The sequence below is a fragment of the Microcoleus sp. Pol11C3 genome (assembly GCF_036701485.1).
Taxonomy (GTDB): Bacteria; Cyanobacteriota; Cyanobacteriia; order Cyanobacteriales; family Microcoleaceae; genus Microcoleus.
The window spans coordinates 106021-125375 of the sequence record NZ_JAUBQW010000002.1; the positions used below are offsets into that span (position 1 = coordinate 106021).

General features: G+C 45.6%; 14 protein-coding genes. 5 read left to right on the top strand and 9 right to left on the bottom strand.

The features are described 5' to 3' along the window. The first annotated feature begins 202 nt into the window (after positions 1–202). Complete coding sequence (locus tag QUA40_RS01210; protein ID WP_333121125.1) at positions 203–1249, top strand: tetratricopeptide repeat protein; 1047 nt, start codon at positions 203–205, stop codon at positions 1247–1249. Between the two features lie 171 nt (positions 1250–1420). Here the strand turns inward: QUA40_RS01210 and QUA40_RS01215 are convergent, their stop codons facing one another. Continuing rightward, positions 1421–2638, bottom strand: coding sequence for a DUF924 family protein (locus QUA40_RS01215; protein WP_333121126.1), 1218 nt, complete (start codon positions 2636–2638; stop codon positions 1421–1423). A gap of 352 nt (positions 2639–2990) precedes the next feature. After that, the gene (hemL, locus tag QUA40_RS01220; RefSeq protein ID WP_333121127.1) at positions 2991–4289 is read right to left on the bottom strand and encodes a glutamate-1-semialdehyde 2,1-aminomutase; all 1299 of its coding nucleotides are present in this window, start codon (positions 4287–4289) and stop codon (positions 2991–2993) included. Between the two features lie 355 nt (positions 4290–4644). Here hemL and hisIE point away from each other — a divergent pair, with 355 nt between their 5' ends. Then, complete coding sequence (gene hisIE / locus QUA40_RS01225) at positions 4645–5295, top strand: bifunctional phosphoribosyl-AMP cyclohydrolase/phosphoribosyl-ATP diphosphatase HisIE (protein WP_333121128.1); 651 nt, start codon at positions 4645–4647, stop codon at positions 5293–5295. Between the two features lie 215 nt (positions 5296–5510). Here the strand turns inward: hisIE and QUA40_RS01230 are convergent, their stop codons facing one another. Then, entirely contained in the window at positions 5511–7679 is a 2169-nt protein-coding gene (locus QUA40_RS01230) for an iron uptake porin (RefSeq protein WP_333121129.1), read from the bottom strand. A gap of 230 nt (positions 7680–7909) precedes the next feature. Continuing rightward, on the bottom strand, positions 7910–9160 hold the full coding sequence (locus QUA40_RS01235; RefSeq protein WP_333121130.1) for an MFS transporter: 1251 nt from the start codon (positions 9158–9160) through the stop codon (positions 7910–7912). A 320-nt stretch (positions 9161–9480) separates the two neighbouring features. Between QUA40_RS01235 and QUA40_RS01240 the strand changes: the two genes are divergently transcribed. Further along, positions 9481–9987, top strand: a complete 507-nt coding sequence (locus tag QUA40_RS01240) for a hypothetical protein (RefSeq protein ID WP_333121132.1) — start codon at positions 9481–9483, stop codon at positions 9985–9987. A 447-nt stretch (positions 9988–10434) separates the two neighbouring features. Here the strand turns inward: QUA40_RS01240 and QUA40_RS01245 are convergent, their stop codons facing one another. The 3 genes from QUA40_RS01245 to upp form a co-directional block, all read right to left on the bottom strand. Continuing rightward, entirely contained in the window at positions 10435–10728 is a 294-nt protein-coding gene (locus QUA40_RS01245; RefSeq protein ID WP_333121133.1) for a TMEM165/GDT1 family protein, read from the bottom strand. Positions 10729–10788: 60 nt separating this feature from the next. Beyond that, entirely contained in the window at positions 10789–11256 is a 468-nt protein-coding gene (locus QUA40_RS01250) for a TMEM165/GDT1 family protein (protein ID WP_333121134.1), read from the bottom strand. Positions 11257–11478: 222 nt separating this feature from the next. Beyond that, positions 11479–12129 (bottom strand): uracil phosphoribosyltransferase, encoded by a 651-nt coding sequence (gene upp, locus QUA40_RS01255; RefSeq protein ID WP_333121191.1) that lies wholly within the window; start codon positions 12127–12129, stop codon positions 11479–11481. A 551-nt stretch (positions 12130–12680) separates the two neighbouring features. Here upp and crtH point away from each other — a divergent pair. Continuing rightward, positions 12681–14225: a carotenoid isomerase gene (gene crtH / locus QUA40_RS01260; protein WP_333121135.1), complete on the top strand. Its 1545-nt coding sequence runs from the start codon at positions 12681–12683 to the stop codon at positions 14223–14225. 152 nt (positions 14226–14377) lie between these two features. Here crtH and QUA40_RS01265 read toward each other — a convergent pair whose 3' ends face one another. Continuing rightward, the gene (locus QUA40_RS01265; RefSeq protein ID WP_333121138.1) at positions 14378–14818 is read right to left on the bottom strand and encodes a pentapeptide repeat-containing protein; all 441 of its coding nucleotides are present in this window, start codon (positions 14816–14818) and stop codon (positions 14378–14380) included. Between the two features lie 530 nt (positions 14819–15348). Between QUA40_RS01265 and QUA40_RS01270 the strand changes: the two genes are divergently transcribed. Further along, positions 15349–18714 (top strand): EAL domain-containing protein, encoded by a 3366-nt coding sequence (locus QUA40_RS01270; RefSeq protein WP_333121140.1) that lies wholly within the window; start codon positions 15349–15351, stop codon positions 18712–18714. A gap of 120 nt (positions 18715–18834) precedes the next feature. On the opposite strand, the gene sipA is transcribed toward QUA40_RS01270, so the two are convergent. Next, a complete protein-coding gene (sipA, locus tag QUA40_RS01275; RefSeq protein WP_333121141.1) occupies positions 18835–19056 on the bottom strand; it encodes a regulatory protein SipA in 222 nt (73 codons plus the stop codon). Between the last annotated feature and the right edge of the window lie 299 nt (positions 19057–19355).

The window sequence follows — 19355 nt, forward strand, 5'->3', positions numbered from 1 at the left end:
GATACTGTCTACGTACCTCATAGCTGCCGGAAGTGCTGTAAGTAACCACACAAAATTAATTACACGGAGAATCCTTGCTGAGTAAGGGTTTCAGTAGAAATATTGTGTAATTAATTCGGAACTACTACTTAAGAGTTGTTCAACTCAACGCTGACAGCAAAGGCATCAACCCCCAGAATCAAGCAATCCTGAAAGTTGACCTATGAACCTCAAACAATTTTACAAGCGCGGTTTGCACAGCGCCAAGAAAGGAAACTATGAAGCGGCGATCGACGATTTCGATCGCATCCTGCAACTCAACCCTGCCGATGCCAAAGCCTATAACAATCGTGGTTTAGTCTACTATTACATGAAAGACTACCCGAAAGCGATCGCAGACCTCAGCCAAGCACTAGATATAAATCCTAACTTGTTCGAGGCCTATCTGAATCGAGGCAATGCTTGGCGTCATCTCGGGGAACACGAAAAAGCCATTGAAGATCTCAACTGCGCTTTAGCCAGTAAGCCTAATAACCACGCTATCTACAACAACCGAGGACTCGTACTTGCTAATTTAGGACATTACGAAGAAGCAATAGAAGACTATAATCGAGCTCTCTCTATCAACTCCAACAATTATAAAACCTATTACAACCGGGGGCGCGCTTACTACCTTTTGGGAGAAAAAGAGGCAGCAACGGAAAACTTTAACCAAACGCTGCGGTTAAATCCTAAATATATCAAAGCTTACATAAATCGAGGTCTCTGTTACCACCAATTAGGAGACAATACGCAGGCGATCGCCGATTACAACACCGCACTCGGCATCGATCCACAAAATATTTATGCGTATTATAACAGAGGTTGCGTTCGCTATAAATTAAAACAAATGCAGTTGGCAATTGAAGACTTTGACAAAGCAGTGGAACTCGATCCGAACTATGTTAAAGCTTATCTCAACCGGGGTTTAGCGCTGTATAAACTCGGAGATGTTCTAGCAGCAAATAAGGATTTTTATCACGTAATGTGCATTAATGCTGAAGCTTATGTATACTATCAAGCCCAGCGGTGTACCCCTGATATTAATTCCTACTTCAAGGAAGCGCCGCAGGTGGAACTTAATAATAATGCTGTTGAATACTACAACACAACATTAAATAATACCATGTCAACTTCCTTAAGTTCGGCAGTATTAAACGCAGTCTGGAATCAAGAAGATTTGGACAGCAGAGACTCGATTATCTGTGAAGGTGAATTTATTAATGATTGATTTAGGAAGAAGGAAGAACAGGACTTACGCAATGAGTCAATTTTTACACTATCTATACTGGTAAGGTGCTTATGGGCGCATCCTACAAGTAGAGTCTGTGCATCCAGGACTAAAGAAGGAAAAAGGAGCAATGTTAAAGGCTGTTAACACTGATGAGTGCAAGATGTCTCATTAGAGCGATGCCTCGCCTGCTTGAGATTTGAGAGTGTGAAAAAGTTCGTAGAACTCTTTATAACTAACTTGTCCATCACCGCTGGTATCTGCTCGCTTTAGCATATCGTCAATCTCAGCACTCGTGACCAAAGAATCAAGGCTGCGAATGCAAATTTTCAACTCCTCTAGACTGATCTCACCAGAACCATCTACATCAAACAGTTTAAAGCGTTCTAAAAGCCGTTTATCCCGATCGTCCATTAGATCCGATTCCAGCAGGGTAGCAAACTCCTCAAAGCTGATGCTCTCACTATTGGAGCGCCCTGTAATGATGTCCATCGCTTCTTGAACCCGTTGGGGCGAATAGGGGCGACCAACCGCTTTCAATACAGATCCCAGTTCTTGAGAAGACATGGAATTGCTGCCGTCTTTATCAAATTTTCTAAAGGTGTCTTTACAAAAAGCCATTTGCTCATCGCTCATCCAGTCAATATTGAGGGAGTTCGCGACACCAGCTTGGCGCTGAGTGGAGAGATAATCTAACCGTTCGAGGACATCGAAAACATGCCCTGTCGCTTTCCAAAGCCGACTTGAATCGGTACCAAACCGCACACTGCCGTTTTCGGCAATCAGAGGTAAATCAAAGCGCAGCGTTGAATCTTCCATCAGCATCCGTCCTGCTTCGGAGGTTTCTCGTCCATAATAGTGATCCCGATGCGGGAAGACACCGCAAATGTTAATGATTTTCAGATGCTCCTCAAAGATGGTGCGGAAGATACGGAATTCTGAGTGCAAATGCGGCTCAATTTTCTCGTAATAGCTCACACACTGTTTCTGACCATCAAGATTTTCCTGGTGGGTCAGAATCAAACAGGGAACAAACAGGCACTCTTCTGGGGTTAGCGACTCTTGCCAGTTATGCCCCCGATCGACAATTTGCATGGCTTTTTTGTCACCATCGTACATATGGACAGTATGGCGGTAGAGATTACGAGGAAACTGATCCAGTAGGATCATCAAAGCAACGCAACCGCGAGGGGTTTCCATCCAATGGTCGAGTTTACCTGCGATCGCGCTCGATACTAAGTCTCCATATTGTTTGCGGATTTGGTTATCAGTATCTTGACTTTTCCCAAACCACAATGTCAGACACCTCATTCCATCTAGCTTTCCTGCATCATCGCGACGGAACATGTAGTTGATTAAATCTTGCTGGATTTCTTGATGGTTAACCATACTTTTTTATTTCCCCTTCCTAGCTTTCAAATGAATGTGAGGGATGCAGATGGCTGAAACCACTAATTTCTCTCGACTCTACCACCCCTTAAACAGGGTGGATCTTTTTTAGAAAGAAACTTAACACTCTCTATTTTTAGGCGTCGTTTTCACCTGAACTCCGCCGTCTGCACTCAGTCCGGGAGGTAATATTACTACAGAATAATCGGACAAAACTCAAGCAAACTAAGATGGTAGATTGGCCGGACATCATATTAGAAATAAAAATTAAAGTCCTTACTGCAAAAAACAGCAAGGACTTTAACCGTTCATCCCTAAGTTTTAAGGACTCAAGTGCTGACTACGAACTAAACTAAATACTGCCCATTACTTCACGAGCTGCAGCCAAAGTTCGATCGATATCTTCCTCAGTATGAGCCAAAGAAGTAAATCCCGCCTCAAACTGCGAGGGAGCAAGATAAATTCCGTGCTCCAACATTCCCCGGTGAAAGCGGCTGAACTTCGTCAAATCCGACTTCTTCGCATCCTCGTAATTGTGAACCGGGCCAGCCGCAAAAAACAAGCCAAACATCCCGCTAATTTGCCCGCCCCAAACCGCGTGTCCCGCTTCCTTAGCAATTTTTAGCAATCCATCAGACAGTTTTTTGGTAATCTTATCCAACTGTTCGTAAGTGCCGGGTTTTTGCAGCAATTCCAAAGTCTTAATCCCAGCAGTCATCGCCAAAGGATTTCCCGAAAGCGTACCCGCTTGATACATCGGGCCTGCAGGAGCCACCATCCCCATAATATCCCGCCTTCCCCCGTAAGCTCCCACCGGCAAACCGCCGCCAATAACTTTACCCAAAGTAGTCAAATCCGGGGTAACGCCGAATTTTTCTTGGGCGCCGCCGTAGGCGATGCGGAAACCGGTCATTACTTCATCAAAAACTAACAAAGCACCGTTATCTTTGGTAATTTCCCGCAAACCTTCGAGAAAACCTGCATCCGGGGTAATAAAACCGGCATTCCCCACCACTGGTTCGAGAATTACGCCTGCTATCTCGCCGGGATTTTCGGCAAATAAAGCTTTGACTGCTTCTAAGTCATTGTAGGGAGCGTTGAGGGTATTGGCAGTAACGGATTTCGGGACGCCCGGGGAGTCGGGAAGGCCCAGAGTTGCGACGCCGGAACCAGCTTTTACCAAGAACATATCGGCGTGCCCGTGATAGCAGCCTTCAAATTTAATCAGTTTATCGCGTCCGGTGAAAGCTCGCATCAGCCGCAAAACGGCCATACAGGCTTCGGTGCCAGAGTTGACAAATCGCACCATTTCAATGCTGGGAACGGCATCGATGACCATTTCGGCGAGTACGTTTTCCAACAGCGATGGTGCCCCGAAACTCGTACCTTTTTCTAAAGATTCGTGCAAGGCTTTGATGACTTCGGGGTGGGCGTGGCCACAGATGGCTGGGCCCCAAGTGCCTACATAGTCAATGTATTGGTTTTCGTCAACATCCCAAATGTAGGCTCCTTTTACCCTGTCAAAGACGATGGGCTGTCCGCCTACGGATTTGAAGGCGCGGACGGGGGAACTGACGCCACCTGGCATCAACTTCTGGGCGGCGGCGAAAATTTCTTCTGATTTGGTCGTTTTCAAGGTTGTGGAAACCAATGTTTTCTCCTTAGTGAACGTCTGTTGTTGGTAGAATAATTTTATAGCCAGTTCAACATAAAGGTTAGGTCGATTCAAGGAAACTATTCTAGTAGATTTTAGGGTAGAAACCGATGAGTAGCAATACTAGCTTGGGTTTTTTAGGCTTTGTCCCACTAGCACCGTGAAGCGAAGCTATCCCGTAGGGAATCGCCCTAAAGTGTAATATTTTGTAAAATAGTTCTTGACAATTTGTCCATCACTTCCTCAATCTCCTCTCTTCTCTTCCTTTGCGTCCTCTGCGTTCTCTGCGGTTAATTTAAAAAAATCTCCGACAGGAAAGCGTTAATCTATATTACCAAGTTGAAATAAAATTATGTCTACTACTGATTTATCGAGTTTGAGCCGATCGATCCCAATTGAAAAGATTCGTTACGACGATCGCGGTTTAGTGCCTGCGATCGTCCAAGATTATTTGGACGGTACGGTGTTAATGATGGCCTGGATGAATCGGGAGTCGCTGCAAAAAACGCTCTCTACCGGGCAAACTTGGTTCTGGAGTCGTTCTCGTTCCGAATTGTGGCCCAAAGGCGCGACTTCGGGACACGTTCAAAATGTCAAAGGGCTACGTTACGACTGCGATAGTGATGCTTTGCTGGTGACAGTAGAACAAGTTGGAGATATTGCTTGTCACACCGGAGAAAGAAGTTGTTTTCACCAAGTTGATGGGGAAATTTCACCGCCGCCCGGGGATATGTTATCTCAATTATTTGCGGTAATTTGCGATCGCCGCGACCATCCTAACGAAAGTTCTTATACTTGCAAGTTGTTCGAGGGCGGCGACAACAAGATTCTCAAAAAAATTGGCGAAGAATCGGCGGAAGTTGTAATGGCTTGCAAAGATGACGACAAAGATGGAATTGCTGGAGAAGTTGCGGATTTATTTTATCACGCTTTGGTTGCGATCGCTCACCATCAAGTTGATTTGAGAGAAGTTTACCGCAAATTGGGCGATCGACGAAAATAATCGGTAATTGGTAATTGGGAATTGGTATAGCCTTTTTCACAAAGATGAGGTATGCACAAATTAATTAACACTTCCTCAATCCCCCAATCTCAACTTGTACCTCATATTTTCTCAAACTTCTCTAGGTAAGGGCGGGTTCCCCAACAATATTTGCCACTCACAGACAAGAGAAATAAACCCGCCCCGCCCCATGCAGAGGCTATATTTTTCCGACTCTAGAAACTAAAAGTAGTGCGGAGAACTCCCACCCCTACGGTGTCATTATCCTTAGTTCCTTCAGGATTGAACAGCACAAAAGCTCCGGGTGTAATGCTGATATTATCGTTGACTTTGAAGCGGTAATAAGCTTCTAAATGGTAAGGAGTTGCTTTGTTTTGCTGAAAGCGAGCACCGCCACTTACTGAATCGCGATCGAGTGGCTGTCCAAACAGAATACCTGCATTATTGCCCTGTGCGAACAAATCTCGGAAATGGAAACCTACCATCCAACTGTTGAAAGTTGTAGAAGCATTGCTTCTTTCAGCGTCAGCAACTATCCAACCTCCATAGGTAGAAATAGCAATTTTGGGAGAAAACCGCCAAGTTAAAGTACCGCCAAACGAATTCATCCTCACGCCACCGCTAACAGGTTCTCTATCTGCTCCCAAAATAGAACCCAAATCGGCATCACCTAATCCTGTAGCAAGAATATTCAATTTGTGACGACTATGAGCGTAATTTAAACCTATGTCGATACTGCTGGTAGGTTTAATCGTTAACTGCGCCGCAGCCACCGTACTTCCCCCAAATGCACCGGCTCCTAAAGGCGTGGCTGGAAAGCCTAAATCAGCAGGTAAGGCTGCATTTACACTGCCGTACAAAGCTGTGAGATTGAGCTTTTTGGAAATGTTCCAAATAAACCCGCCTGCCGATGCCAAACCGCTGCCAGAAGTGCCACCGGATACGCGAACTACAGGGTTGTAACCTGCAAACCTAGAGACGGCTTCTTGCCCTTCTCCAGCAAAGGGAGTAATTGCTTGAAAAGCGTCGGAAGTTTCGGCTTTCGGGCCGGCAAATAAAGTGATGCTGTTAGAAACTGGAAAGACGTAAAGCAGCTTGTAAAGTTCAACAGCATTGGCGTCTATGCTAGATAGAGTCTGAGGATTAATTCCGGGAAATTGCGGTTCAAAACTCAGTTTTGCTTGACTGTCGGACAAACCGCTAAATGCCCCTGTTGATAAACCTAGATTAGGCCCGAAGCTGCGAATGTTGTAAGCTTGCAAGCCAGTTATCAGCGTATCTTTGCCTGTAAAACTGGTCAGCAGATTCAATCGCAGTCGGTAGTTTAAGACTGTTTCAGTCTCCCTGCGATTGTTTTTGGTAGTGTCGGCAACGCTAAAAATTGCTTCGCCGCTGAGTTTAGTTGTGGTCGAAAATTGATTGGCTTCTAGTTCGGAATTACGAGCTTCTAAAGCATCGACTCGACCCCGCAAAGTGGCTAATTCTGCTGCAAATTCTTCTTGCAATCTTTGCAGTTTGCTTAAGTCTTCCTTGGTTGCTAAGTTGGTTGTACCTGATTTAATTAGCTCAGTAACTTTATCCAAGCAAGCGTTTAAACCGGCGGCAAATTCGTAGCGAGTCATTGCCCGATTGCCTCGGAATGTGCCGTCTGGATATCCTGCTATGCAGCCGTATCTTTCTACTAGAGATTGCAGGGCTTGAAAGGCCCAGTCCGTCGGGCGCACGTCGGAGAGTTGAGATACAGAGGTTACTTGTTGTAGTTCGCTGGATTCAGAAGTTTCGCTGTTGGTTGCGGCAGGTTCTAACGAACTGCTGTTTTCAATTTCGGCCAACTTTTGGGCAGTTGAAGTTTCTGTTGGTACAGGCGCAGATATGCCTGTTTGGGCAATATCTGGTGCGGCTGGGTTTTGGGCAGGAATGACTGATGTTTCTGCCGTAAATTCTGCTGGTGTCTGCTGGTTTTGGGAAGGGGTAACAGATATTTCTTCTGTAACTGAGGCTGGCTCTGAGTTAGCAGGTTTTTCAGCTAACTTTAATGAGTTTTCCTGCGTATTTTCTGCGGTAAATGTTGCTGTTTGTCGCGGATTGAGTTGAGGGTTTTCTTGGGGGAGAGGGGCGAGTTCCTTGCCTGTTGAGACGGGGGTCTCGCCCGTGTTTTCAACTTCCAACGCATCGGCGGGTTTTAATTCATCTATTCCCGGAATTTTGACCGAATTGTCAACACTACTTGTATTCAGGCTGATTTCAGTCTCTAATTCTTTCACTTCTTCCGTACCTAATGTCTGTTTCTCAGGGACCAGAGGCATCGCTGCCAATGGTAGAGAACCGACAAGTAGATACACTAAACCTATTCCGCTAACACTAAAGAGTAAATGTGCTTTCATTACAACTCCTCACCAAATAGATTGTAAAATTGCTCTTACGTTTCGAGAATTATAAATCTCTTTGGTTTCGACAAACACAAAGTTTTTAATTAATAATTATTATATTTGTCATAAGATATAGTAGAATAACCTATTACACCACAAGTATTTAGGCAACTATTTTTTTAACATTCGATCAAACCTATGTAAAAGAAGGAGAATTTATTATCACGGAACAGGTATTTAGGCAACTATTTTTTTAACATTCGATCGAGCTTTTGCAAAATAACAATAGCCGCAATCACACTAAGAGCCAAACCCAACCAAAAATTATCCGCCGCCCATTTACCTCTATCCAAAGCCAAACCGCCCAGTGGCGGCCCGATTAAATAGCCGATCGCCCAACACTGAGAATTAACCGCTAAATACACGCCACGCAAAGACTCTGGTGCTAAATCCACCACCAAAGCCGAAGCAAAAGGCGTATAAGCAACAGTCGCAACCGACAAAAAACTCAAGCCTAAAACAGCTAAAAATAGATTGCCAGTTGCAGCCATTCCCGTCAAGCCGATCGCAATAAATCCCATTCCCCACAGCAGCGCAGAAATCATCAAAGCTTTCGGATAGGAAAACCGTTTCAAAGCTTTAACAATTGGCAGTTGCAAAGCAACAGTTAAAAACGTGCTAAAAGCAAACAAAACCGTAATTGTACCTGTTGAAAAGCCTTTTCCCGCCCCCACGGCGACAAACTTGCTAAAGTACAGCGGCATTGTGGTTTGGATTTGGGAAATATATAATGTGAACAGGGTATTTACTAAAGCATAAACTAGAAGACTTCGATCGCTCAGCGCCACCATCCAACCATTTTCCCGATTTTTTTTGCCTCTATCCGCTGGATTAGCTGGTTTGTAGGTTTCGGCGATCGCGATCGCAACTACTACAAACAGCACTAAAAACGAGATACCATCAATAATAAAGAGCGATCGATAATTACCCGTTACCGCAATCAACAAACCACCTAAAATAATCCCAACTTGCAAACCCAAATTATCAGCCAGCCGCGTCAAAGCAAAAGCTTCCTGTCGCTGTTCGCCCTCAGTTAAATCCGCCACCATCGTCTCGGTTGGAGGCCAATACAAACCCACGCCAAAACCCATCAGTAAATTACCCGCAACTAAGCCAACGAAATCATTAGTCGCCGCCAGTACAAAAGAAGCCGCCGCCGCTATTATTGCCGCCAGCAGTAAAGTTCGTCGCCTTCCCCAAAATTTGGAATCACAAAAAGAACCGCCCAAAATTCTGCCGAATATTCCCGAAACTGAACCGCTACCCAAACCAATCCCAACAGCAGTAGCAGATAAACCCACGCGATCGACAAAAAATATCGGCGCGTAAAATAAAGTAAAACCGGTGCCGCTTTGGGAGAGGAATCTGCCGGCGGCAAGAATCCAGACTTGAGGGGGGAGACGGGGCAACCAAGAGGATAATTGAAATTTAGGCATATACACTTAAATTAGGAGTTAGTCCTTGACGCAGAAACCGGGTTTTTTTATGAACATACGTTATCGCCTTTAATCATGGTCAAAAACCGATGTCTTTTGTCGCAGTGCGTAAGTCCTGTGAGTAATTCTTAATTTATTCCGTACTTTTTCGGAATTAGTATTAGTTAACGGAGGTGATGAAAAACCTAAGTTAGCTTAACAATTCTTCAGGGTCTGTTACACAAAAGTTACCATTAATTTAAAAATACTTAACAGAATTTTAGAAAAAAGTTAGTTAAACTCTAGAAAAGGCAGAAGAAAATTTTAGAGGGTCTAATTATATGACAGCTATTACAACATCAAGAGTGGAATCAATCAAACCGCGCTGGCAAGCAATTGTCATGGTGGCCTTAATTTTCTGGCTCAGTGTTAGCCTGATTTTGGATCTAGTCATTATGCCCAGTCTCTACGTATCTGGCATGACGACATCTCCCGAGTTTGCAACGGCCGGGAATTTAATGTTCTGGGGATTCAACCGCGTTGAGTTAATCTGTTCGGGCCTGGTGGCAACGGGTTTGATGGTTTTGAGCAATTTAGTCGGTGACTTCGGCAAGCGCAGCCGCACAGCAATTTTATTATCATTGGTACTTCTGGCGATCGCCCTGATGGACACCTACGCCCTGACACCCCAAATGAGCGCCTTGGGAATGCAGCTAAATCTGTTCGATTCCGCAGCAGAAGTGCCCGCCGGGATGAATCTACTGCACCAAGGCTATTTTGCATTGGAAGCGCTGAAGTTGGCTGTTGCCGGTACGCTGCTGGGCTGGTGCTACCAAAACCAAGTTTAATCGACACAATGCTCAGATGTTGAGTGGAGAAAAACTCAACCTTTAGCAGCGGGCATGAATTCACGCCCGCTGCTAATTTTTTTTTAATTTTAACGCTCGTAAACTAGGCTGGAATTGCAGGCATTAGCTCTCCTACGGAATTGATATTCATCTGCGTTAATCTGTGTTTATCTGCCCTCATCTGCGGTTAAAAAAAGAGAATGTATTAACCGCAGATGACAATGGATTGACGCTAATTCACGCAGATGAAGAGAAGAGAGATAGGAAGAATTCCGATGCTAAACAGACTTGATATAACTATATTTTCAAGTTTCCTGACAGCCCAAAAACGGATACAAGCCCCCAAATCCTGTGGTTGAAAGATGATCAAAATTTTAGACTCTTGTTCAACTTCCCAGATTCATCTGTGGAGAAAATCTAAAATCTAAAATCGACCGACGGCACGCCCTACTCGGATGCTTCCGGTAAATCTGCTTTTGGCCACAGCAAGCGCAAGCCCATTACCGCAAATCCGATCGCGGCGAGTCCCTTTACCAGTCGTTCCGGCAACACCTCTGCCGTGCCCAAGCCGATCGCCACGCCGATTAAACTCGCCAGCAGCAGCGCCGACGCCGTACCGAAAAATACAGCCCGCGGCGAGTTACAACTGCTGCCCAGGGCGATTACAGCTAATTGACTTTTGTCTCCCAATTCTGACAAAAACACTGTAATAAAACTTACTCCCAAAAGTTGCCAGTCCATATTTTTTTCAGTTCTTAGTTAGCTCTTGTAGAAATCTACAACTTACCGACAGGCTGACAATTAACCCAGCACTTCCCACAGCAGAACCGCTGAAATCGCCAGCAAAATCACTCCGGCTGCTCTCTCCAAAGTTCTCGGAGCAATCCGACTAGCCAGCCACCTTCCCAGCAACACCCCCAGCAAACTGGTTGCTATCAAAGCCGAACCCGCACCCGCAAACACGATCCAAGGATTTCGAGATTCAGCCGTCATCAGTAAAATTGCAAGCTGAGTTTTGTCTCCAATTTCAGCCAAAAAAATAGTTGCAAAAGTCGAAGCAAAAATTGCCCACTGCTTCGAATTCAGTTTCTTTTCTTCCTGACAAATATCGGGATTTACAGTCACTGATAGTTCAGCGGGCTCCGGGGTTAAAGCAGCATAACTTTCAGAAGCCTCTTTTATTTGTAGTTGTACCTGTTGTGGCAAATCGTAATGGGGGTTTACTGAGTCAGAAGCAGACAAGCTTGGCGGAACAGAATCAAGTTTCACGGGCAATGAGTGCTAAACGCTATTGATTTTTGACTGGTACTTTTGATTCTAACTCTCTCTGTGCCTGCTTTTACCAAACCAGGGTCATCTTTTTCCCCCGAGCTTTCAGCAACTGATTCCTGGAACAACTCACCGCACCCAAAAAGGGATACAAGCCCCGAGATTTATCTGTCTATCGAGTCAATCTAAAATCTAAAATCTAAAATTGACTTACTGACTTGTTCAGGTGCCGTAAGTTCGATCGCCCGCATCTCCCAAACCAGGTACAATAAAGCCCTGTTCGTTAACTATTTCGTCGATCGTTGCCGTGTAAATCATCAAACTCGGGTACTCTGCACTCAGCCTCTTCAAAGCCGGAGGAGCAGCCACCACAGAGATAATCCGAATCAAGCTCGGGTCAATTCCCCGCTTCGTCAATTCCTGCATTGTCGCTATAATCGTGCCGCCAGTCGCCAGCATCGGCTCGCTAATTATCACCCGCGTTTCCGGGTTAAACTGCGCCGGCAACTTGTTCAAATAACAAGTCGGTTCCAGCGTCTCTTCATTCCTTGCCATGCCGAGGTGGTAAACCGAAGCCAGCGGCACAACCGTCTGAATTCCTTCCAGCAGTGACAAACCCGCCCGCAAAATCGGTACCACAACTAACGGAGCTTCTGGGTTGATAAAAGTCGCCGGACATTCGCCCAAAGGCGTCTGCACTATGGTTTCCACTGTCGGCAGCCATTCTCGAATTGCCTCGTAAGCCAGCCACCTTCCCAATTCTGTCATCGCAGAACGAAAAAGTACGGAGGGGGTGGCGGCGTCACGGGCAACAGCCAGCCAGTGTTTAATTAACGGATGTGGAGGAACGTAAACGCGCAGTTGCAGGGACATTAAAAAATTGGGGAGATTGCTAGGTTTGAGGCATTTTATGCTGCGGTCGATCCTCTTCGAGGGCTTCGCCAACGGGCGATCGATCGCTCTGTGCAACTTATCACATCCTTGAGGGCGCATACAAGCCAGAGATTGATAATCGACCGAAGAGCACTATTTTCAAGATTGCCATCGCCGCTTCCAACTCCTGCGCGACTATTGCCACAAGCACAAGCCGTCCGTTACAAACCATTCGCCGATCGACCTTCATCAGCTTATTGAAATATTTTTCCAATAGTATTGATATTAATTAGCAACAAGGCTATAGTAATTTTTAGTGTTCTCCTCTCAAAGGATCTGCAGACGGGGGCAGTCGGCAATGGTAGACTGTTCCCGCATTTTTTTTGGGAAAGAATTCGGAAGAAGTGCGATAAGCCGGAAGAAGTCAAGCGTGAAGAAGTCAAGGGTGAAAAAGGCAGAAGGCTAGATATACAAAGGGAAAATAGCAGAGGCAACAGTTCAGAGAGGGCGATCGACTGTAAAATCATAGAAATATTAAGATTTTTCAGCTAATGTCAGCTCCTACCCAATCCCAGTTATTTTCTCCCAACTCCCGCCCTACACAGCAAGAGTTTGATGTGATTGTCATCGGTTCCGGCATTGGTGGACTCGTGACAGCCACCCAGCTAGCCGCTAAGAAAGCCAAAGTTTTAGTGCTCGAAAGCTATACAATTCCGGGGGGTAGCGCTGGATATTTCGATCGAGAAGGCTACAGATTTGATGTCGGCGCCTCCATGATTTTTGGCTTCGGACAGCGCGGCACCACCAACCTCCTAACCCGCGCCCTGAAAGCAGTCAACGTCACCTTAGAAACGATTCCCGACCCCGTACAGCTTCACTATCACTTACCCAGCGGCTTGGAACTTGAAGTTCCCCAGGCTTATGACAAATACTTGCAAGAATTAACTGACAGGTTCCCTCACGAACGCGAAGGAATCCACAAATTTTACGGCGAATGCTGGAACGTCTTCAACTGCCTCAACGGCATGGAATTGCTATCCCTAGAAGAACCCGGATATCTCGTCCGAGTCTTTTTTCAGAATCCTTTAGCCTGTTTGGGATTGGTAAAATATCTGCCTCAAAATACTGGCGACATTGCGCGGCGCTACATCAAAGACCCTACTTTGCTGAAATTTATCGATATGGAATGCTACTACTGGTCTGTAGTACCCGCAGACTTGACGCCGATGATTAACGCCGGAATGGTATTTTCCGACAGACATTATGGTGGCATAAATTATCCCAAAGGCGGAGTCGGTCAAATTGCCCAAAAATTAGTAGAAGGATTAGAAAAATGCGGCGGCAAAATTCAATACAAAGCTAAGGCTAAAAAAATTATCACCGAAAACGGCCGCGCTGTCGGAGTTGAGCTAGCAACCGGCGAAGTTTATCGGGCAAAGCGGATAGTTTCTAACGCCACGCGGTGGGATACTTTTGAAAAATTGCTGCCTGCAGAAGAGATGCCAGCTAGCGAAAAGAAATGGCAGCAGCGCTATCAAAAAGCCCCCAGTTTCTTGAGTTTGCATTTGGGAGTGGAAGCAGGCGTAATTCCTGCTGGTAGTGCCTGCCACCACATTTTGTTAGAAGATTGGGACAAAATGGAAGCGCCGGAGGGAACTGTTTTGGTGTCAATTCCGACCGCACTCGACCCGGATTTAGCTCCCGCAGGATATCACATCGTTCACGCTTTTACCTCTAGTTGGATAGAAGAGTGGGAAGGACTTTCGCAGCACGAATACGAGGATAAAAAGGAAGAGGCGGCAGGGAGAATTATTGAAAGATTAGAAAAGATTTTTCCCGGTTTAGATGCCGGTTTGGATTATATGGAAGTTGGGACAGCGCGCTCTCACCGTCGCTTTTTGGGGCGCGAAGACGGAACTTACGGCCCGATTCCGCGACAGAAGCTAATGGGTTTGCTGGGAATGCCATTTAATCGAACTTCTATGCCTGGTTTGTATTGTGTGGGCGACAGTACGTTTCCCGGACAGGGTTTAAATGCGGTGGCATTTTCTGGGTTTGCTTGCGCGCACCGAATTGCGGTTGATTTGGGTTTTTAGCGGTCGTGGTAGGGTGCATCAGATTGTTTGCTTGAAATACGAGAGAAAATGTGAGGCTCCGCGACAGCCTACAAAAAGGCTAAAAACCCGGTTTCTGGAGAGAAACCGGGTTTTAAAACTGAAAATTGGCGTTTTCCATTCTTTTAAGGAGTTTACTGGTCGTAGCTGCCGCCGACGCCGATTTGGGTATTGTAGATTTTGGCCTCAGTTATGGTCATATCTTCCATTGATGCGCCGGATACATCAGTGGTGTTAATGATGGCGGCTGTCAAATTTGCCCGATCGAGGTCTGCGTCATTTAAACTGGCATTAGTCAGAAAAACTTGGGTTAAGTTAGCACCCGTCAAGTTAGCACCCGTCAAGTCAGCGCCTTCGAGGTTAGCACTAGATAAGTTTGCTCCTCGTAAATTTGCTTCTCTCAAATCAGCACCAATTAAATGGGTTCCCGTTAAATCTGCTCCGGACAAGTCGCACTGAAAACATTGCCCCGTTGACAATAACTGTTTGATGTGAGCGGGATTTTCAGCGCGAGACGGGCCGGCCAACAGTAGGGGAGTAATTAAAAAAGTAGCGGCTAATAGATTGCGTTTCATAATCCCTTTTCCTCACCTGACTCTGTATTTAACTTCTTGTCTTGATATCTACAATCTTACCACGGTTGTTTTCGGAAGCTGCGATCGAATTCACAGCTTGGCTGTGATATCGATTGCCCTCAACAACGCATAGATGGTCTCGACAAGCTCGCAAAACATAATTTCGCAAAACTTAACACTGCCGAATTTAATACAGTGCGCTTTTGTAGTAACCTTTTCTAGGTTAGCTAATATAGCCAACCGATGTGTCTTTCTGAAGATGGAGATGATTGGCAATACGAGGGATGATTTTAGGGATGATCCTATCGCAAAAAGTTTACATAAAATACTTTGTTTTTAATAAAAGTGTCACGAGACTGAAAAATTAATTTAAAATAAAGATAAGCTTATACCTTTATAGGTAGAGGAAAAGCAGTCACTGGCTTGATCCCCAGTCCAATCTCGGCTGCATTTTTAACAATAAATTTTAATTAGGTCTCAGCAGCGCCGTAAAAATCCACCTAGTGCTTGGAAAGCAGCACTTTTTTGTAATGTCGCAGAGTCTACGCGATCGCAAAACTCAATTAAATATGTTCAAAAACGATTCCTCCAAGTATCTGCCAACCTTAGCTCAAGTAATTGACCGCTACCCCTTGACAGTTGCGCCCGATACCCCACTAGCAGAAGTAATTACCCTGATGGGCCAAAGGCGCGGAACTTGCTCTCTAAACGCAGACATTCCACCAATCGATATCTATCAGCCACTAACAGAAATCGCAAATCCCCCCACCTCAAGCGCATTTAGAGACGCGACAGGTATCTGCGTCTTTGTCGTGGAAAAATCCCTAGAAAAATTATCCTCGGACTCGGCTCCACATTCTCAATTGCAAGGAATTTTTACCGAAAGGGATCTTGTCGATTTGATTGCCTCGGGCAAAAACTTAAAAGGTGTCACCATCGCCGCAGTGATGCGGCAGCCGGCAGCAACTCTGACCAAAGGTGAAGATCAAGACATTTTCAGCGCCCTAATTCTGCTGGGCAAACAAAGACTTCACCACCTGCCAATATTAGATCCTGGCGGTCAACTCTTAGGAGTAATTACCCCGGAAAGCATTCGCCAAGCCATGCTGAAACCGGCAAATATCTTAAAAATGCGTAGCGTGAAAGAAGTAATGACGGCACAAGTCATTCAAGCACCTGTCACCGCGTCAGTTATCAGTTTAGCTGAGTTGATGGCCCAGCACCGTGTTAGCTGCGTGGTAATTACAGAATCAACTGAATTATCCATGAATTTGCCGTTTCCGATTCCCGTAGGTATAGTCACGGAACGGGATATTGTGGAATTTCAAGCTTTAGATATAGATTTGTCGCAAACGATCGCCCAAACTGTGATGAGTACCCCCTTATTTAGCCTCAAGCAAGAAGACTCACTGTGGGTAGCTCATCAGGAAATGCAGCAGCGTTTAGTCCGCAGGTTGGTAGTAACAGGGGAACAGGGAGAACTCCTGGGAATAGTTACTCAAAGCAGCTTGCTGCGGGTACTTGACCCGATGGAAATGTCCGGGGCCATTGATGTTCTGCACGATTCAGTGGCAGAAAGGACTAGCGAATTGCAAAAAGCGATCGCATCCCTCAGCTTGACTAACGCCAGACTAGAAAGGGAAATTGCTACCCGCGTTAGGGCCGAGGCTAGGCTCCATCTTTTAGAATCTGCTGTAGTGAACGCTAACGACGCAATAGTGATTATGGATGCGGGAGACTGCGATATCTCCGACCCCACCATCATCTATGCCAACGAAGCTTTTACCCAAATGACGGGCTACCTACCCGAAGAAATCATCGGACAAACCCCCAGTTGCTTGCGTGGCCCTGAAAGCGACCCCACCCAAGTTGCTAAAATTCGCCGTACATTCTCTCGCCGAGAACCCCTACGCCTAGAATTGATTAACTACCGTAAAGACGGTTCAACTTATTGGGTGGAACTTAACAGCGTACCCATTGCCGACACATCCGGGAACGTTACCCACTGGGTGTCGGTGCAGCGCGATATTAGCGATCGCAAGCGCATGGAACAAGCATTTTTTGAAGAAAAAGAACTTGCTCAGGTTACTCTACAATCGATCGGCGATGCCGTAATCGCTACTGACGCCGACGGCTACATTTCCACCCTTAATCCAGTTGCCGAAAAACTCACGGGTTGGTCAACCTCGGAAGCTAAAGGTTTGCCCCTCGCCAGCGTGCTGAGAATAGTTGACGAAACTAGCCGGCAGCCGATTGAAGATATCGCCGAAATTGCTTTGTGCGAAGGTAGGATTGTTGACCAAGGCCGCAACAACTTGCTGATTGCCCACAACAACAGCGAATTTGCGATCGACCACTGCGTTGCCCCCATCCACGCTAGCAGCGGCGAAATTGTCGGGGCCGTCGTTGTGTTCCGAGATGTCACGCAAGTGCGAACTCAAGCGCGGCAACTCACCTGGCAGGCAACTCATGACCCCCTGACGCAATTAGTCAACCGCCGGGAGTTTGAGTACCAGCTAGAGCACGCCCTACACGGCGCTCAAGGTTACGGGCAAGAACACGTGATGCTTTACCTGGATCTAGATCGCTTCAAAATAGTTAACGACACCTGCGGTCATGCTGCAGGAGACGAACTGCTGCGCCAAGTCAGCCAGCTATTTAAAAGCAATATCCACAAAAGCGATATTTTGGCACGTCTGGGCGGCGATGAATTTGCCGTACTCCTGTACAATCGTCCCGTCGAACAAGGATTGAATGTTGCAGAAACGCTACTGCGAAGCATTCAGGGATTCCGCTTTGCGTGGCATGACAAAACTTTTTCGATCGGGGTCAGTATCGGTTTGGTTGCAGTCAATCCCAAAACAGCCTCGACATCTGTGATTTTGAGCGCGGCCGATATGGCCTGCTACGCTGCTAAAAATAAAGGTCGCAACCGGGTACAGGTTTATCAAGCCGGCGATCAAGAATTAATCAAACAGCACGGCGAAACCGAGTGGGTGGTGCAAATTAATCAAGCTTTAGAAGAAGATCGCTTTTGCTTGTACTCTCAGCCGATCGTACCTTTGCTCAATTCTCCAACCACCGGAACCCACTGCGAAATCCTCCTGCGCCTCCAGCTTGAAACTGGTGAGTTGGTGTCGCCCATGGCGTTTATTCCGGCTGCCGAACGCTACAACTTGATGCACGCGATCGACCGCTGGGTAATTCGCACTTTATTTAGCAATTTATCTAAAATTTTTACGGCCAATTTATTCGTCCAAAACCCTGGGGTAGGCAGCGATAAAATAGTTAGCTTCCCTGCTTGCTCTCTTTTATCTAATCCGAAATCCTTATTTGGCAAATATCCCAGCCTTTATTCAATCAACCTTTCAGGGGACAGCCTCAACGAAGAAAAGTTTATCGAGTTTATTCAGGAACAGTTTTCCATCCATCAAATACCGCCAGAAATAATTTGTTTTGAAATTACAGAAACCGTGGCGATCGCTAATCTCAGCAAGGCAGCAAGCTTGATTTGGCAACTCAAGGAACTCGGCTGCAAGTTTGCCTTGGACGACTTCGGCAGCGGGATGTCTTCCTTTGCTTACCTGAAAAGCTTGCCGGTTGATTATCTCAAAATTGACGGCAATTTTATTAAGAATATTGTCGATAATCCTATTGATATCGCCATGGTGGAAGCTATTACCAAAATCGCTCACGTCATAGGAATTAAAACTATTGCCGAGTATGTTGAAAATCAAAAAATTATGGATAAACTCAATGAACTTGGGGTAGATTACGCTCAAGGTTATCATTTGGGAAAGCCTCAACCTTGTAACTTCACATCTCCTATTTTAGAGGAAGTTTTGGGGGAGTTTTCTGTTGATTCTTTGGCTTTTGAAGCTAAGCTGGCTTGTTGAAAAGTTGACAGTTGACAGTTGACAGAAGGAAGAGGGAAGAAGGAAGAGGAAAGAGGGAAGAAGGAAGAGGGAGAATTGCCCAATTCCCAATTCCCAATTCCCAATGAAAACTGTCAACTGTCAACTGATAGCAGCTTCAATGTACTGACTGTCTAACAAAAAAGCACCTTTTTCAAAGCGAATTCCCCAATAATTGCCGGGACGCCGATCAATCACAACACCTTCAGCGCCGATCGCAATTAAATTCGCAGGCCGCAGCATCGGCATCGGTTCTGCAGTTTTGACGTAAGGCGGCATCGCCACAACTCGGACTTTTTGACCGATTGTAAATTCTTTTTCCATGAGTTTTATTCCCTAAAAAAACACCGTGATAAAGGAATTTTAACAAGGAATGTTTCTCTTTGATTGATTGATTAATTGATTGATTGATTAGGGATGATAATAAAAATGAGAACTATGAAGCGTAATTAAGCTAATTATCGGCAAAATTATTGATATTTTAGGCTGCCATCTTGGTTATATTCAAGTTCATAATATTTTCCCCCTAACCCTAAGTCATGAATACATCGTTGGTAGTTTTTGGCTCCCATATCGAAAGGGTTAGTCCTGTTCAATCTTGCCCATTCCGCTATCTTTAGCTG

Excerpts from the sequence above, each read along its gene's own strand:
- QUA40_RS01245 (WP_333121133.1), bottom strand. The coding sequence starts at position 10,728 with ATGGACTGGCAACTTTTGGGAGTAAGTTTTATTACAGTGTTTTTGTCA.
- QUA40_RS01235 (WP_333121130.1), bottom strand. The coding sequence starts at position 9,160 with ATGCCTAAATTTCAATTATCCTCTTGGTTGCCCCGTCTCCCCCCTCAA.
- crtH (WP_333121135.1), top strand. The coding sequence starts at position 12,681 with ATGTCAGCTCCTACCCAATCCCAGTTATTTTCTCCCAACTCCCGCCCT.
- QUA40_RS01270 (WP_333121140.1), top strand. The coding sequence starts at position 15,349 with ATGTCGCAGAGTCTACGCGATCGCAAAACTCAATTAAATATGTTCAAA.
- hisIE (WP_333121128.1), top strand. The coding sequence starts at position 4,645 with ATGTCTACTACTGATTTATCGAGTTTGAGCCGATCGATCCCAATTGAA.
- upp (WP_333121191.1), bottom strand. The coding sequence starts at position 12,129 with ATGTCCCTGCAACTGCGCGTTTACGTTCCTCCACATCCGTTAATTAAA.
- sipA (WP_333121141.1), bottom strand. The coding sequence starts at position 19,056 with ATGGAAAAAGAATTTACAATCGGTCAAAAAGTCCGAGTTGTGGCGATG.
- QUA40_RS01240 (WP_333121132.1), top strand. The coding sequence starts at position 9,481 with ATGACAGCTATTACAACATCAAGAGTGGAATCAATCAAACCGCGCTGG.
- QUA40_RS01210 (WP_333121125.1), top strand. The coding sequence starts at position 203 with ATGAACCTCAAACAATTTTACAAGCGCGGTTTGCACAGCGCCAAGAAA.
- QUA40_RS01265 (WP_333121138.1), bottom strand. The coding sequence starts at position 14,818 with ATGAAACGCAATCTATTAGCCGCTACTTTTTTAATTACTCCCCTACTG.
- QUA40_RS01230 (WP_333121129.1), bottom strand. The coding sequence starts at position 7,679 with ATGAAAGCACATTTACTCTTTAGTGTTAGCGGAATAGGTTTAGTGTAT.
- QUA40_RS01215 (WP_333121126.1), bottom strand. The coding sequence starts at position 2,638 with ATGGTTAACCATCAAGAAATCCAGCAAGATTTAATCAACTACATGTTC.